Annotated in this window: 13 protein-coding genes; 12 read left to right on the top strand and 1 reads right to left on the bottom strand. The window is 38.8% G+C overall.

Annotated elements, in window-relative coordinates; translation table 11 throughout:
• The first annotated feature begins 183 nt into the window (after positions 1-183).
• From purC to BLT48_RS08080, 11 genes are all read left to right on the top strand, one after another.
• Positions 184-933: a phosphoribosylaminoimidazolesuccinocarboxamide synthase gene (gene purC, locus BLT48_RS08130; protein ID WP_089977115.1), complete on the top strand. Its 750-nt coding sequence runs from the start codon at positions 184-186 to the stop codon at positions 931-933.
• Between the two features lie 43 nt (positions 934-976).
• Positions 977-1,231, top strand: coding sequence for a phosphoribosylformylglycinamidine synthase subunit PurS (gene purS / locus BLT48_RS08125; RefSeq protein ID WP_176944158.1), 255 nt, complete (start codon positions 977-979; stop codon positions 1,229-1,231).
• On the top strand, positions 1,231-1,911 hold the full coding sequence (purQ, locus tag BLT48_RS08120; RefSeq protein WP_089977112.1) for a phosphoribosylformylglycinamidine synthase subunit PurQ: 681 nt from the start codon (positions 1,231-1,233) through the stop codon (positions 1,909-1,911). Before purS ends, purQ begins: the two co-directional genes overlap by 1 nt.
• Positions 1,911-4,139: a phosphoribosylformylglycinamidine synthase subunit PurL gene (purL, locus tag BLT48_RS08115; protein WP_035020694.1), complete on the top strand. Its 2,229-nt coding sequence runs from the start codon at positions 1,911-1,913 to the stop codon at positions 4,137-4,139. Before purQ ends, purL begins: the two co-directional genes overlap by 1 nt.
• On the top strand, positions 4,115-5,569 hold the full coding sequence (gene purF, locus BLT48_RS08110) for an amidophosphoribosyltransferase (RefSeq protein ID WP_035020692.1): 1,455 nt from the start codon (positions 4,115-4,117) through the stop codon (positions 5,567-5,569). The genes purL and purF overlap by 25 nt, the downstream gene beginning before the upstream one ends.
• Before the next feature lie 2 nt (positions 5,570-5,571).
• Entirely contained in the window at positions 5,572-6,621 is a 1,050-nt protein-coding gene (gene purM / locus BLT48_RS08105; protein ID WP_089977108.1) for a phosphoribosylformylglycinamidine cyclo-ligase, read from the top strand.
• Complete coding sequence (gene purN, locus BLT48_RS08100) at positions 6,618-7,202, top strand: phosphoribosylglycinamide formyltransferase (RefSeq protein WP_089977105.1); 585 nt, start codon at positions 6,618-6,620, stop codon at positions 7,200-7,202. Before purM ends, purN begins: the two co-directional genes overlap by 4 nt.
• 20 nt (positions 7,203-7,222) lie before the next feature.
• A complete protein-coding gene (gene purH / locus BLT48_RS08095; RefSeq protein ID WP_089977102.1) occupies positions 7,223-8,764 on the top strand; it encodes a bifunctional phosphoribosylaminoimidazolecarboxamide formyltransferase/IMP cyclohydrolase in 1,542 nt (513 codons plus the stop codon).
• Positions 8,765-8,853: 89 nt separating this feature from the next.
• Positions 8,854-10,125, top strand: coding sequence for a phosphoribosylamine--glycine ligase (gene purD / locus BLT48_RS08090; protein WP_089977099.1), 1,272 nt, complete (start codon positions 8,854-8,856; stop codon positions 10,123-10,125).
• Positions 10,126-10,387: 262 nt separating this feature from the next.
• Positions 10,388-11,944 carry a flavocytochrome c gene (locus BLT48_RS08085; protein ID WP_035020682.1) on the top strand — a complete coding sequence of 519 codons (1,557 nt, stop codon included), beginning with the start codon at positions 10,388-10,390 and terminating at the stop codon, positions 11,942-11,944.
• Positions 11,945-12,083: 139 nt separating this feature from the next.
• A complete protein-coding gene (locus tag BLT48_RS08080; protein WP_035020681.1) occupies positions 12,084-12,632 on the top strand; it encodes a YtxH domain-containing protein in 549 nt (182 codons plus the stop codon).
• A 171-nt stretch (positions 12,633-12,803) separates the two neighbouring features.
• Here the strand turns inward: BLT48_RS08080 and BLT48_RS08075 are convergent, their stop codons facing one another.
• On the bottom strand, positions 12,804-13,643 hold the full coding sequence (locus tag BLT48_RS08075) for a MurR/RpiR family transcriptional regulator (protein WP_089977095.1): 840 nt from the start codon (positions 13,641-13,643) through the stop codon (positions 12,804-12,806).
• Positions 13,644-13,843: 200 nt separating this feature from the next.
• Between BLT48_RS08075 and BLT48_RS08070 the strand changes: the two genes are divergently transcribed.
• A complete protein-coding gene (locus BLT48_RS08070; protein ID WP_035020676.1) occupies positions 13,844-14,698 on the top strand; it encodes a DUF8171 family membrane protein in 855 nt (284 codons plus the stop codon).

Here is a 14,698-nt window from a genome sequence, read left to right as displayed (position 1 = left end):
TCATACAAGAAGGCCGAAACTACTGTTTACGGTCTTTTTGTATGGAATAAGATTAATTTAGTTAGGACATCATTTGAAAAAACAATGGATATTCCATTGACAAACAAAGGTTGAATGCTACAATTAAAACGAATGATGTAAGAGTTGTTAAAATTAATGTTCGTAAATAGAAAGGACGAGATAATGGAAAAGAAAGAATTGCTCTATACCGGGAAAGCTAAAAAAATGTATGCGACAAATCAAGAAAAAGTTCTTTTAGCAGAGTATTTAAACCAAGTAACTTCGTTAAATGGCGCTAAAAAGGAAAACGTTGAAGGGAAAGGAGAACTGAATAACCAGATCACGGGTTTGATATTCACATACTTAGCTGAAAAAGGAGTTGCCAGCCATTATATCCAAGAAGTGTCAAAAACCGAACAATTAATTAGGGAAGTTGAAATGATTCCTTTAGAAGTCGTTGTGCGCAACACGTCGGCCGGCAGTTTTACAAAAAGGTTTGGTATCGAAGAAGGAATCGATTTGCCTTTTCCTATTCTTGAATTTTATTACAAAAACGATAAGCTGGATGATCCATTTATCAATGACTCACACGTTAAGATGCTCAATGTTGCGAATGACGAAGAGATAATTGAAATAAAAAAACAAGCATTAGAGATCAATGCTGTCTTAGTGGAAATGTTCAAAAAAATCGCTATTCGGTTAATTGACTTTAAAATTGAATTTGGGAAAACAGCGGATGGAAAAATCATCCTCGCTGATGAAATATCTCCAGATACTTGTCGTTTATGGGATATAAATACGAAAGAACATTTGGACAAAGATCTGTATCGTCGTGATCTAGGAGATATCATTCCTGTTTATACAGAAGTATTGGAACGTCTGAACAACTTGCGAATAAACGAATCGTCCTTTCGTGTAAATACAGACAAATAAAAAACAACTACTATAAATCATAAAAGAAAAGTGAGGCGTTTCAATCGTGTATAAGGTAACCGTTTATGTCACTTATAAAGACTCCGTTCTAGATCCACAAGGGGAGGCAGTCAAAGGTGCAGTTCATCGCATGGGATATGAGTCAATCGAAAATATCCGGATTGGAAAGTACTTTGAAATTCAAGTTTCTAAAACTGAAAAAGATATCGAGCACGTAATTGAAGAAATCTGTGACAAACTTTTAGCAAATGTAGTAATGGAAACATACCGTTATGATATTCAGGAGGTTGAAATGTAATGAAATTTGCCATCATTGTTTTTCCTGGATCCAATTGCGACTTAGACATGTATACAGCTGTAAAAGATAGTCTTGGGGTAGACGCGGAATATGTTCAGCACTATGAGAGCAGCTTGGAAGGGTTCGATGCAGTGTTACTCCCAGGAGGATTCTCTTATGGCGATTACTTGCGCACAGGATCTATTGCCCGATTTTCCGCTATTATGGCTGAAGTGATTCGGTTTGCTGAAGAAGGAAAGCCAGTTTTTGGAGCGTGTAATGGATTTCAAATTTTGACAGAAGCGGGTTTATTACCGGGAGCGTTACGCCGCAATGATTCACTAAAATTCATTTCTAAGCAGCAACATCTAAGAGTAGAAAATACACATACATCATTTACATCGAGTTATGAAAAAGGAGAAACCATTACGGTACCTATCGCACATGGAGAAGGAAATTACTATTGTGATAAAGAAACATTGCAGCAATTGAAGGACAATCATCAAATTGTTTTTACGTATGCGAACGATAACCCAAATGGAAGCATTGAAAATATAGCGGGCATTATCAATCAGCGAGGAAATGTACTGGGTATGATGCCTCATCCTGAACGCGCTGTTGAAGCATTACTGGGTTCAGATGATGGATTAAAATTATTCCAGTCTATGTATAAAAACTATCAGAAGGAGCTGTGCCAATAATGGTTTTTTTGGAACCAACACCCGAACAAATAAAAGAGATGGCAGTCTATCGTGAATGGGGATTGACCGAAGAAGAGTACGCACTCATCAATGAGGATATTTTGCATCGTTTACCGAACTACACTGAGACGGGTCTGTTCTCTGTAATGTGGAGCGAACATTGCTCTTATAAGAACTCAAAAGCGATTTTGCGTAAATTTCCTACTTCAGGGACACAAGTGTTGCAAGGCCCTGGTGAAGGTGCGGGTATTGTTGATATTGGTGATGGCCAAGCGGTGGTCTTTAAGGTGGAAAGTCATAATCATCCATCTGCAGTTGAGCCATATGAAGGAGCAGCGACTGGTGTTGGAGGCATTATTCGCGACATTTTTAGTATGGGAGCTCGCCCAATCGCGATTCTTGACTCTCTGCGTTTCGGCGAGTTAGACAACGAACGCACAAAATACATTTTCGAAGAGGTAGTAGCTGGAGTTAGTGGTTACGGGAATTGTATCGGTATTCCAACGGTTGGTGGAGAAACAGTTTTTGATCCTTGTTACAAAGGAAACCCTTTGGTGAATGTGATGTGTGTCGGCTTGATCGACCAAAAAGATATCCAAAAAGGGCAAGCTAAAGGAATAGGAAACACGGTTATGTATGTGGGCGCAAAAACGGGACGTGATGGTATTCATGGAGCGACGTTTGCATCTGTTGAATTCAAAGAAGAAGAAGAAGCGCAACGTTCTGCTGTTCAAGTAGGAGATCCATTTATGGAAAAACTATTGATGGAAGCTTGTTTAGAATGCATTTATGATTATTCTGATGCATTGATTGGAATTCAGGATATGGGAGCTGCAGGGTTGGTTTCCTCCAGTGCTGAAATGGCTTCAAAAGCGGGAAGTGGGTTGATTTTGAATCTAGATGATGTTCCACAACGCGAAACGCATATGACTCCTTATGAAATCATGCTTTCTGAATCGCAAGAGCGTATGTTGTTGTGTATCAAGAAAGGTGAAGAACAACGAATTATTGAGTTGTTTGAAAAATATGAATTAGCAGCTGTCGCTATCGGAGAAGTCACAGATGATGGTTTGTACCGTCTATTTCATGATGGAAAAGAAGTGGCTAATGTACCAGTTGATGCGTTAGCGGAGGATGCACCAGAGTACATTAAACCAATGAAAGAGCCTGAACGCATTGCATTGTTTGCTGCAATGGCTGACTACCAGCCAACTTTCACGTCAGCTTCGGAAACGCTGGTCAAGTTGTTGCAACAACCAACGCTTGCTTCAAAGAAAAACATTTATCAAACCTATGATTCGATGGTTCGTACGAGCACAGTTGTGGGACCAGGAAGTGATGCTGCCGTTATTCGCATACGTGGAACTGAAAAAGCAATCGCGATGACGACTGATTGTAATAGCCGTTATATTTATCTAAATCCTGAAATCGGTGGACAGATGGCAGTATCAGAGGCTGCTCGCAATATCGTGGCTAGTGGAGGAAAACCGTTGGCTATCACAGATTGTCTGAATTACGGGAATCCTGACAAACCAGAAATTTTCTGGGAATTGAGCACTTCTGCAGATGGCATATCAGAAGCTTGTCGTTTATTGGGTACTCCAGTGATTTCGGGTAACGTATCGCTCTACAATGAAATGGATGGTGAAGCTATTTATCCGACACCATTGATCGGCATGGTCGGTCTGATCGAAGACAATAAGCATATCACAACCCAAGCATTCAAAAATGCCAATGATCGAATTTTTATTATTGGCGATACAAAAGCGGATTTCAATGGTTCCGAATTACAAAAATTAGAACTAGGCAAAATCGAAGGAAAATTAATGGACTTCGACTTAGCGACTGAAAAAGAAAATCAAGACACTGTTTTGAAAGCTATTCAAGCTGGATTGATAGAAAGTGCTCATGATTTAGCAGAAGGTGGATTGGCTGTCGGTTTAATGGAGAGCGTCTTCGATACGGCATTGGGATTTGATGTAACAGTTGCGATGGATAAAAAATGGTTATTCAGTGAAACCCAATCGCGTTTTATTTTAACAGTGAAGCCTGAAAATGTCCTTGCATTTAAAGCGCTAGCCAAATCGACTGCAACAGAAATTGGGACAGTGAAAAGTAACGGATTAGCGAAAATTACTACTGAAAATGAAACAATTACGTTAGCTATAAAAGAAGTAGAAATGAAATGGCAGGAGGCTATCCCATGTTTGCTGAAACAAAAAGCTTAAATGAAGAGTGCGGGGTATTTGGCATTTGGGGTGATCCAAGTGCTAGCCAACTGACTTATTTTGGATTGCATAGTTTGCAGCATCGCGGACAAGAAGGTGCTGGAATCGTTTCTTGTGATAATGGGAAACTATTGGTTCATCGCAATCTTGGGTTGATTAGTGAAGTCTTTAAAAATGGAGACGACCTTAAACGATTGTCAGGAGATCGTGCTATCGGACACGTGCGCTATTCTACATCTGGCCAGAACAGCATCGAAAACGTACAACCTTTCTTGTATCATTTCTATAATTTAGATATCGCGATTTGTCACAATGGAAACTTGGTGAATGCCCAGAGCTTGCGACGTAAGCTGGAAGAAGATGGAGCAATTTTCCATTCGACATCAGATACGGAAGTGTTGATCCATCTCATTAGACGTAGCCAGAAAGACACATTGATCGATAAAATAAAGGAAAGCCTGAACCTTGTTAAAGGTGGGTTTACTTATGTCCTCATGACAGAAGAAAAGATGTTCGGTGCCGTTGATGCGAACTCTTTACGCCCACTGGTGATTGGACAATTGCCAAATGGTGCCTATGTGATGGCAAGTGAAACGTGTGCGATCGATACAATTGGCGCAGAGTTTGTCCGTAATGTTAATGCCGGAGAATTGGCAATTATTGACAGCACTGGCTTAACGATTGAAAAATACACAGAAAATACTAGTATTTCTATCGCGGCAATGGAGTATATCTATTTTGCTCGACCAGATTCGAACATAGCCGGTGTGAATGTACATACGGCACGCAAAAGAATGGGAAAACGGTTGGCGCTGGAATCTCCTATGGTAAATGGCGATATCGTTATTGGTGTTCCTAATTCATCAATATCCGCAGCTAGCGGTTATGCTGAAGAGAGTGGTATCCCTTATGAAATGGGGCTTATTAAGAATCAATACGTAGGGCGTACGTTTATTCAACCGACACAAGAACTGCGCGAATTGGGTGCGAAAATGAAATTATCCGCCGTCAAAGGAGTCGTGCAAGGAAAAGTTGTTGTCATGGTAGATGACTCAATCGTCCGAGGCACAACCAGCAAACGAATTGTCATGTTATTGAAAGAAGCCGGAGCGAAAGAGGTCCATGTTCGGATTGCTTCTCCCCCTTTGATATTTCCAAGCTTTTACGGGATTGATATCACCAAGTCAGCGGAATTGATAGCTGCAAGAATGACAATTCCTGAAATAAGTGATTATATCGGAGCAGACAGTTTGTCATTTCTCAGCCAAAAAGGCTTAATTGATTCAATTGGATTGAAATTTGATAGTCCTTATTCAGGATTATGCATGGACAGCTTCAATGGAGATTATCCAGCAGGTCTGTACGACTATGAAGAAGACTATCTAAAGAATATGACTGAAATTCAAAAAGAAAATCTTAGAGGAGTGTAATAATGGGAAATGCCTATGCGAAAGCGGGTGTAGATGTCACAGCAGGTTATGAAACAGTCGAACGCATCAAAAAACATGTTAACCGTACGAAACGACCGGGTGTTTTTGGTGAAATCGGTGGATTCGGTGGTCATTTTGATCTTGGCGAACTCAACTATAAAAAGCCCGTTCTTATATCTGGGACGGATGGTGTTGGGACAAAACTACTGTTGGCCATTGAATCTGGAAAATGGGACACAATTGGAATCGATTGTGTCGCGATGTGTGTCAATGATATTGTAGCGCAGGGTGCAGAACCCCTTTACTTCTTAGATTATATTGCAGTTGGGAAAAATCATCCTGAAAAAATCGAGCAAATTGTAGCTGGTGTAGCAGACGGGTGTGTCCAATCGGGAGCGGCTTTGATTGGTGGTGAAACAGCTGAAATGCCGGATATGTATAATCCGGAAGACTTTGATTTGGCTGGATTTACGGTTGGTATTGCTGAAAAGGATGCTTTATTATCTGCTGCGTTAGTCAAAGAAGGAGACGTTTTAATTGGGTTACCTTCATCGGGAATCCATTCAAATGGTTATTCATTAGTACGAAAAATTTTCTTTAAAGATCATGCGTATACATTAACGGATAAAGTGCCAGGATTAACTAATCAAGAGTTGGGCGATGTTTTATTGACGCCAACAAAAATTTACGTGAATGCTTTACTGCCATTGATAAAAAAACACTTGCTTCATAGTGTTGCCCATATCACAGGGGGTGGATTCATTGAGAATATTCCGCGGATGCTTCCTGAGAACGTGCAAGCTCAGATTCAGTTAGGGAGCTGGCCAGTGTTGCCAATCTTTCAAACGATGAAAACAATTGGTGAAATTCCAGAAGCTGATATGTATGAAATATTCAACATGGGAATCGGCATGGTTCTTTCGGTTGCTCCTGAAAAAGTATCTGAAGTATTAGGCATCCTTGAAGAGAACAATGAAAAAGGATATGTGATTGGTTCGGTAGTTTCAAAGGAATCAGAGGGAAAAGTCATTTTGAAAGAGAAGCAACTATGAGAATAGCCGTATATGCTTCAGGAAATGGTTCTAATTTCCAAGCGATAGCAGAGGCGATTGCCTCAAAACAAGTCGATGCAACTATTTGCTTCTTGTTTTGCGACAATCCGAAAGCCTATGTTATAGAGCGTGCAAAAAAATTAGGTGTTCCTTTTAAGGTGTTCAGTCCGAGAAACTATGAGAATCGAGCAGCTTATGAGCGTGAACTATTGAATCAGCTTGAACTACATGCGGTGGATTTGATTGTATTGGCAGGATATATGAGAATTATTGGACCGACCTTGCTAAGGGCATATGCAAATCGTATTTTGAATATCCATCCGTCTTTATTGCCATCTTTTCCTGGCAAAAGCAGCATTCAAGACGCATTTGATGCAAATGAGAAGGAAACTGGTGTGACGGTGCACGTTGTTGATGCAGGGGTAGACACTGGACCAATTATCGCACAAGAGAAGGTAATTATTTTACCTGAAGATACACTAGACTCTCTGGAGGACAGAATACATCAAGTAGAGCACCGTCTTTTTCCGCAGGTCATTCAAAAAGTGATTGAAAATAAAACCTTTAAAAAGAGTGAATAAAAATTGAGGAGTGGCATAAAGTGACAAGAGCATTGATCAGCGTTTCAGATAAAGCAGGTATTGTACCATTCGCACAAGCCTTAGTGGCGAAGGGTATTGAAATTATTTCAACTGGTGGAACCAAAAAAGTATTAGAAGATGCAGGTATCTTGACCATTTCTGTTGAAGACGTGACTGGATTTCCGGAAATGATGGATGGTCGTGTCAAAACCTTACATCCTCTTATTCATGGGGGCTTATTGGGAAGACGTGATTTACCTGAACATATGTCAGCAATGGAAAAGCACAACATCATACCGATTGATTTTGTAGTGGTAAATCTTTATCCATTCAAAGAAACGATCAGTAAAAAGGATGTTGCTTTAGAAGAAGCCATTGAAAATATTGATATTGGTGGTCCAAGTATGTTGCGTAGTGCGGCTAAAAACTATGCAAGCGTGACTGTTTTAACGGATCCAGCTGATTATAGTAAGGTCATCAGTGAGTTGGAAGAAAAAGGAGCAACAACGAGTAAAACACGCCAAGCTTTAGCTGCAAAAGTCTTCCGCCACACCGCAAGTTATGATGCCTTGATTGCGCACTATTTGACCACTAATGTTGGCGAAGAAGAACCTGAAAAATTAACGTTGACCTATGATTTGAAACAAAAACTACGCTATGGTGAAAATGGACATCAAGTCGCTACCTTCTATCAAGAGTCGCTTATTGTCCCATTCTCGATTGCAAATGCGATTCAATTACATGGAAAAGAATTGTCATACAATAACATTAAAGACGCAGACGCTGCTATTCGTATCATACGTGAATTTGATGAACCGGCAGTAGTTGCTGTCAAGCACATGAATCCATGTGGAGTGGGCATTGCTGAAACGATTGAAGAGGCTTTTGATCGCTGTTACGCAGCTGATCCAGTCTCAATTTTTGGAGGAATCGTAGTTGCTAACCGCCAATTGGATACTGTGACAGCAGAAAAGCTGAACAGTATGTTCTTAGAAATCGTTCTCGCGCCAAGTTATACAAAAGAAGCATTAGCTATTTTATCGAAGAAAAAAAATATTCGGATTATGACCTTGGATTTTTCAACTGCAAAAGTAGGCGGCAAAGAAGTTGTTTCTGTGTTGGGCGGTATATTAGAACAAACACAAGATATCAGTGCTGAAGATACAGCAGTTAACTGGGAAGTACTGACAGACCGTAAACCAACCGAAGACGAAATGAATGCTATGGACTTTGCATGGAAAATAGTTAAACATGTTAAGAGCAATGCTATCGTTCTAGCAACTAGCGAACAGACCGTTGGAATTGGGGCTGGTCAAATGAACCGCATCGGAGCCGTAAAGATTGCAATCGAGCAGGCTGAAGCAAGTAATGCTATAGAAGGTGCTGTACTGGCTAGTGATGCTTTCTTTCCTATGAATGATAGTGTGGAATACGCAGCACAACATGGCATCAAGGCAATCATTCAACCAGGTGGAAGCATCAAAGATAAAGAGTCTATTGAAATGGCGAATAGATACGGAATAACCATGCTAAAAACAAATGTGCGTCACTTTAGACATTAAAAATCAACTAGATTGCAAAACATTACTGAACAAATCCGAACTACAGCAGAAAATGTCTAATCTAATAAAAAAATTGGAGGATTTCATAGATGAAACTTCTTGTTATTGGTAGTGGCGGCCGTGAGCATGCCATCGCAAAAAAATTTGCAGAAAGCCCATTAGTGGAAACTGTTTATTGTGCTAAAGGAAATATTGGGATGGAAAATGATGGCATCCAATTGGTTGATATCGCAGAAAACGATCACCAAGCACTGATTCATTTTGCGAAATCAGAAAAAATTACTTGGACGTTTATTGGACCGGAAATAGCTTTATTTGAAGGGCTGGTAGATGTATTCGATAGAGCTGGATTAAAGGTCTTTGGACCAAGTAAAAAAGCAGCAGACTTAGAATGTTCAAAACAATTTGCAAAAGAATTGATGGAAAAATATGCTATTCCAACCGCGATGTATGAGGTATTTGAAGAGTATGACGCGGCTTTAGCTTATGTGGAAAAACGTGGCGTACCTATTGTCATCAAAGCAGATGGTTTAGCAGCCGGAAAAGGTGTAGTCGTTGCGATGACTCTAACTGAAGCAACGAATGCTTTAAGTGAGATGTTAGTGAAAGGGAAGTACGCAGCAGGCAAACCTAAAGTCGTGATTGAAGAATACCTCGAGGGTGAAGAATTTTCTTTATTTGCGCTTGTAAATGGATCAAATTATTATTATGCTGGTGTTGCCCAAGATCATAAACGGGCCTATGATGGAGATAAAGGACCGAATACGGGTGGTATGGGTGCTTATTCTCCGGTTCCGCAAGTTTCCCAAGCTGTGATTCAAGAAGTTTTGGAGACGGTCATAAAACCAACTGTGAATGCGATGGTTGCTGAATCACGTCCTTTCAAAGGGGTCATCTATGCTGGATTGATGATGACGAAAAATGGACTGAGGGTTATCGAGTTTAATGCTCGCTTTGGAGATCCTGAAACCCAAGTCATTTTGAACCAGTTGGATTCTGATTTTGTACAAATAATCGATGATATCCTGAATGGAAAAGATCCGGTTATCAAAATGCATACGGACCGCTACACATTGGGTGTTGTTGTTGCAGCTGAAGGTTACCCTGAGAATACGGTAAAAGATATCCCGTTACCACAGTTGACTGCAACAGATTCGGATTGCACGATTTATAATGCGGGTATGAAGAAAGATAAAGGCAGTCTCGTTTCTGATGGAGGGCGTATTTTTCTTGTTGCAGCACAAGGTTCAACGTTACAAGAAGCTCAAGACAAGGCTTACTATTACTTAACGAATAATCAAATAGCGCATACGTTCTATCGTTTTGATATCGGAGACAACGCTATCCAGTTTACAAAGTAAGAGTACTGAAAAAAAAGTTCTGCAACATTTGACGCTTGCAAGTTTTGAGACGCGTTCTTCGGCTCAAAATGGTCCCATGGCTTTCCGCAAGCTATCCCGTAATCCGGAGGAAATTTCCTTATCAACGCCAGAAAATGAAGAACCAAAAAAAACAGTTGCTAAAATAGTTTACTAATTTAGCAACTGTTTTTCTCGCGAAAAATAAGTTAAACTAAAATAGGTGTAAGAGATCATTCGTATGGTTGATTTTAAGGAGGAAATGATGAAAAAGAAATCTTTTTTGCATGTTTCACTTGTGGTTTGTACGGTTATTTTTGGAATATCTTACAGAGCAATTGAAAAAAATAAGCGATTAAAAACTAATGAAATTAAAGAGGATTCTGCTAAGAAAATTGAAGTTGAATCAAGAACTTTAGAACAGGTATATACTCAATTTAGTGACTTGAAAGATCAGTATGATGTTATTATTGTTGGCGCAAGTGGTGCAGGAATGGCTGCAGCTATTGAAGCAAAAGATGCCGGTTTAAATCCTGTCATTATAGAAAAAATGCCGGCCGCTGGAGGGAATACTGCAAAATCATCAAGCGGTATGAATGCTTCAACTACTAAATTCCAAGAGGCTGAAGGAATAGAGGACAGCAATGATGCTTTTTACGAGGAAACATTAGCGGGCGGCTACGGTACGAATGACAAAGAGTTGTTGCGTTATTTTGTCGATCACTCTGCCGCAGCGATTGATTGGCTGGATGAGAATGGAATGACATTAGATAATTTAACTATAACAGGTGGAATGAATCAAAAAAGAACCCATCGACCATCTGAAGGTTCAGCAATAGGCGGCTACTTGGTTAAAGGATTGTTAAAAGCTGTCCACAAACGAAACATTCCAATACTCGTAAATGCACGTGTGATAAGGCTCAATAAAAATGGCGGTAAAGTTAATGAAGTAACCATTAAAATAAAAGGATTAGAACCTAAAATGCTCACAGGAAAGGCTGTTATAGTTGCAACTGGAGGATTTGGAGCAAGTAAAGAAATGATTGAAGCAGTTAGACCTGATTTAAAAGACTATGTAACAACTAATCATAAAGGCAGTACGGGTGACGGAATCAAAATGATTGAAAAATTAGGCGGTCAAGCGATTGATATGGACCAAATTCAAATCCATCCAACAGTTCAGCAAGATAAAGGAATCTTAATAGGAGAAGTCGTTCGTGGCGAAGGAGCTATCCTAGTAAACCATAAGGGCAATCGTTTTGTTAATGAGTTAACTACGCGTGACAAAGTTTCTGCAGCCATTAATGAGTTACCAGAAAAATCAGCTTATTTAATTTTTGATCAAGGAGTGCGTGACCGAGCAAAAGCAATCGATTTTTATGAAAAAAAAGGATATGTTAGTAGTGGTAAAGACATAGAAGAGTTAGTAGAGAAAGTCAATCTACCAAGCAATCAATTACATACGACGGTTATCACATGGAATCAAAGTGTTGCGAATAAGATAGACAAAGAGTTTAATCGTACCACTGCAATGGAAAATGACTTAGCTAAGCCAAATTATTATGCCATAAAAATTGCCCCAGGAATTCACTATACAATGGGAGGCATTAAAGTAAACACGCAAGCTGAAGTCTTGAATAAAGAACATCAACCAATTGAAGGTTTGTATGCTGCAGGCGAATTGGCTGGAGGATTACACGGAACTAATCGGATTGGCGGAAACTCGGTTGCAGAAATTATTGTTTTTGGGCGCCAAGCTGGTCAGCAAGCTGCTGAGTATGTAAAAAGCCAACAGCATGAATTAAACTCGGCAGTATACTAGTTAAATGGAGATTTTTTTTTATTCTTAATGCCTTTTGTTTTGGACTATGGCTTTTGTGTTATATGATGTTTATAGAGATATCTATTTAACAGATAAATGACAAAATAAAGAAACAAAAATTGAAAGGAGCACGAATAAAATGAAAACATCAAAATTAATCAATATGGGTAAGGATCATGCACACGACGCATTTGACATGGCCAAAGATTATCTTCCATCGACACATCAGTTAGCTAAGTCAAAAATGAAGACAGATAAGATGCTTGTTAAGGGAGTCACTAAAGCAATGCCCAAAAAAGTAAAACAAATGGAATTAGCAAAATTAATTATTTTACCTTTAGTAGGCGTATTAGCTGGATTATTGTTTGCACCTAAATCTGGGAAAGCATTACGGACAGATATAAAAAATAAGTTCACTGATGTAAAAGATACTGGCATGGAAAAAGGAAAAGAATTAAAAGAAAAGGGCGTAGAAAAAGCTCAAGACATGAAAGAGAACCACATGGACAAAACGGATATAGAACATAAGACTGGCTATTCTGATGAAACAGAATCAGCACATGGAAATGTTCATGGTACACCGGCGGAACCAACAGAAGATCAAACTATTCCAGCTGATAAATTAGCTGAAACACTAGATGATCTAGGTTATGATTCTGAAGAAGACTTAGCAAAAGAAGAAAAATAAGTACATTAAAATAAGCCACCCTATTCTGTCATATAAAAATGATAGAATAGGGTATTTTTTTTGAAATCGAAATAAAAAGTTTGTTATGTTACTTTGACCATGAGTTTTACTCTAGTACAAAAATAGATTAAGCAATTAAGAGATAATTCTATCGATATCGATAATGTAAAACTATCTTGGAATAGTATGCTTGTATTCTTCTTTAAGTGAAAATAAATTTTCAAGTTGCTGTTTTTTTTCTTCAGGCATCTGTTTCGCCATTTCAACGATCAGCGTATCAATCAGGGCTACGACTGACGTCATGGAATGGTAGTCATCGGGTAGGCCTCGTGCTACAAAAAAGGTTGTAACACCTTCTTCAGAAGTAGAGTTATAATGCCTATCTGCAAAAGACAGAATAGGAACTTTGATTTTTTTTCCATAGTCTTCTACCAGTTTGATTTCTCTAGGGACAGAACCGAACCCAAAAAGGACAATGGCATCTTCTTGCGAAAGGTTGTTTAATTTCTCGAAAAGTTCTGAACCACTTGCAGTAACAAGCTGGATATCCAAGTCAAAGCGATTCAAACGGAAAACGAGTAAGTCAGCAGGACTTTTAGCAGCACCTTTGGCAAATACATAGATTTTTTTAGCTTTTAACAGTAAGTGAATCGCCTGATTCAATGTTTGCATATCCAGATGAGAGACGGTTTCTATCAAATGCTGAATTTCTTTGAAAATGAGTAAATTGTCTTTAGCATTCAAGTCACCTTCTTCAAAACTATTTTGGAGTTTTTTAGCAGGAGAGACTTGTATGTCAGAAAAAATGGCCATTTTCATTTCTTTAAATGACGGATAACCAACTTTTTTTGAAAAACGAGTGATGGTTGCATCGCTAATTCCTAGTTCATTAGAAAGCTCTGTTATGCTTAAAAAAGGAATCGTTTCAATATTCGAGTAGATATATTCCAATATTACAAGCTGACTTTTGGTCAGTGAATCCTTAGGAATGGTAAAGGTATGTGTAGCCATGTTTTCCTCCTTTAAGGGTTACTTATCATTTATTGTAGCACAATCTTTCATTTTAATGAGTTTGTTAATGAAAATTAATTTTCTTTTACAAATTCAATGAAAAAAACACTACATTTTTACTATAAATTTGCGCGTAATTTACATTCGTTCGGTAAGATGTGCACGTACTAAATAAAACATAAACTATTGGAGGAATTACTTTGCAATTAAAAGGAAAACGAACGATACTTACGCAATCACAAAAGATGATGATTTTTGTCTTATCTATGTCTTTATACGGTCTGGCTACATTGTTCACTGAATTGATTCCGTCTGTTCAATTAGGTGTCGTTGAATTATCAGTTGAGTATTTTGCTTTTATTCCTTTAACATTGGCGATTTTATTTGATCCATTATCAGCTGCGTTAGGTGCAGCAACTGGAGAAGTGATCTTTAGTGAAATTATGTTAGGCCAATTCGGTGGTGTCGGAGAAGTTGAAAAATTTGTTCTATTCTCTTTAGGTATCTATATTGCTGGTATGATGGTCAATGATCCTCTGAATAAAGTCCAAGTTGCCATCGCTTCGTTTACTGGTATTTTCATTCACCAATTTTTAGGTGGACTAGTTGACATCACAAAAGTAGTGTTTGCGATTGAAGATTTTGAGGCTGTTCAAGGGTTACCTGAATCAGTATTTTTTACTGAAGGATTTGCAATTGTAAATGATTTGCTCTTTTCTGGAATCTTATTCTGTGTACTCCCAACGTTATTTTTAGTACCACGATTATATAAAAAAATTGAACCCTTACTGGGCATGCGTCCAAGAACCCCTGAAAATAGACCCACATTTGGAGCAGTATTAAACGTTAAAGCCATCTTGATGGCAATCGGTTTCTTCCTAATAGCTGTCACAACTGAATTCATGGCAGAAACAGGAATCAACTTTATCGACTGGGAAGCAAGTTGGGCTGAAAGTCCTGAAGCAGTCTTTGCAGGCATTGTCATTACGTTAGCTTTGATTGTAGGCATTATACTGGTTATCAGAAAAAATAAAACGATTGGTGCAGGTGAGTAA

The sequence above is a fragment of the Carnobacterium viridans genome, from assembly GCF_900102725.1.
Taxonomy (GTDB): domain Bacteria; phylum Bacillota; class Bacilli; order Lactobacillales; family Carnobacteriaceae; genus Carnobacterium_B; species Carnobacterium_B viridans.
This window is presented reverse-complemented; position numbering and strand designations above follow the sequence as displayed.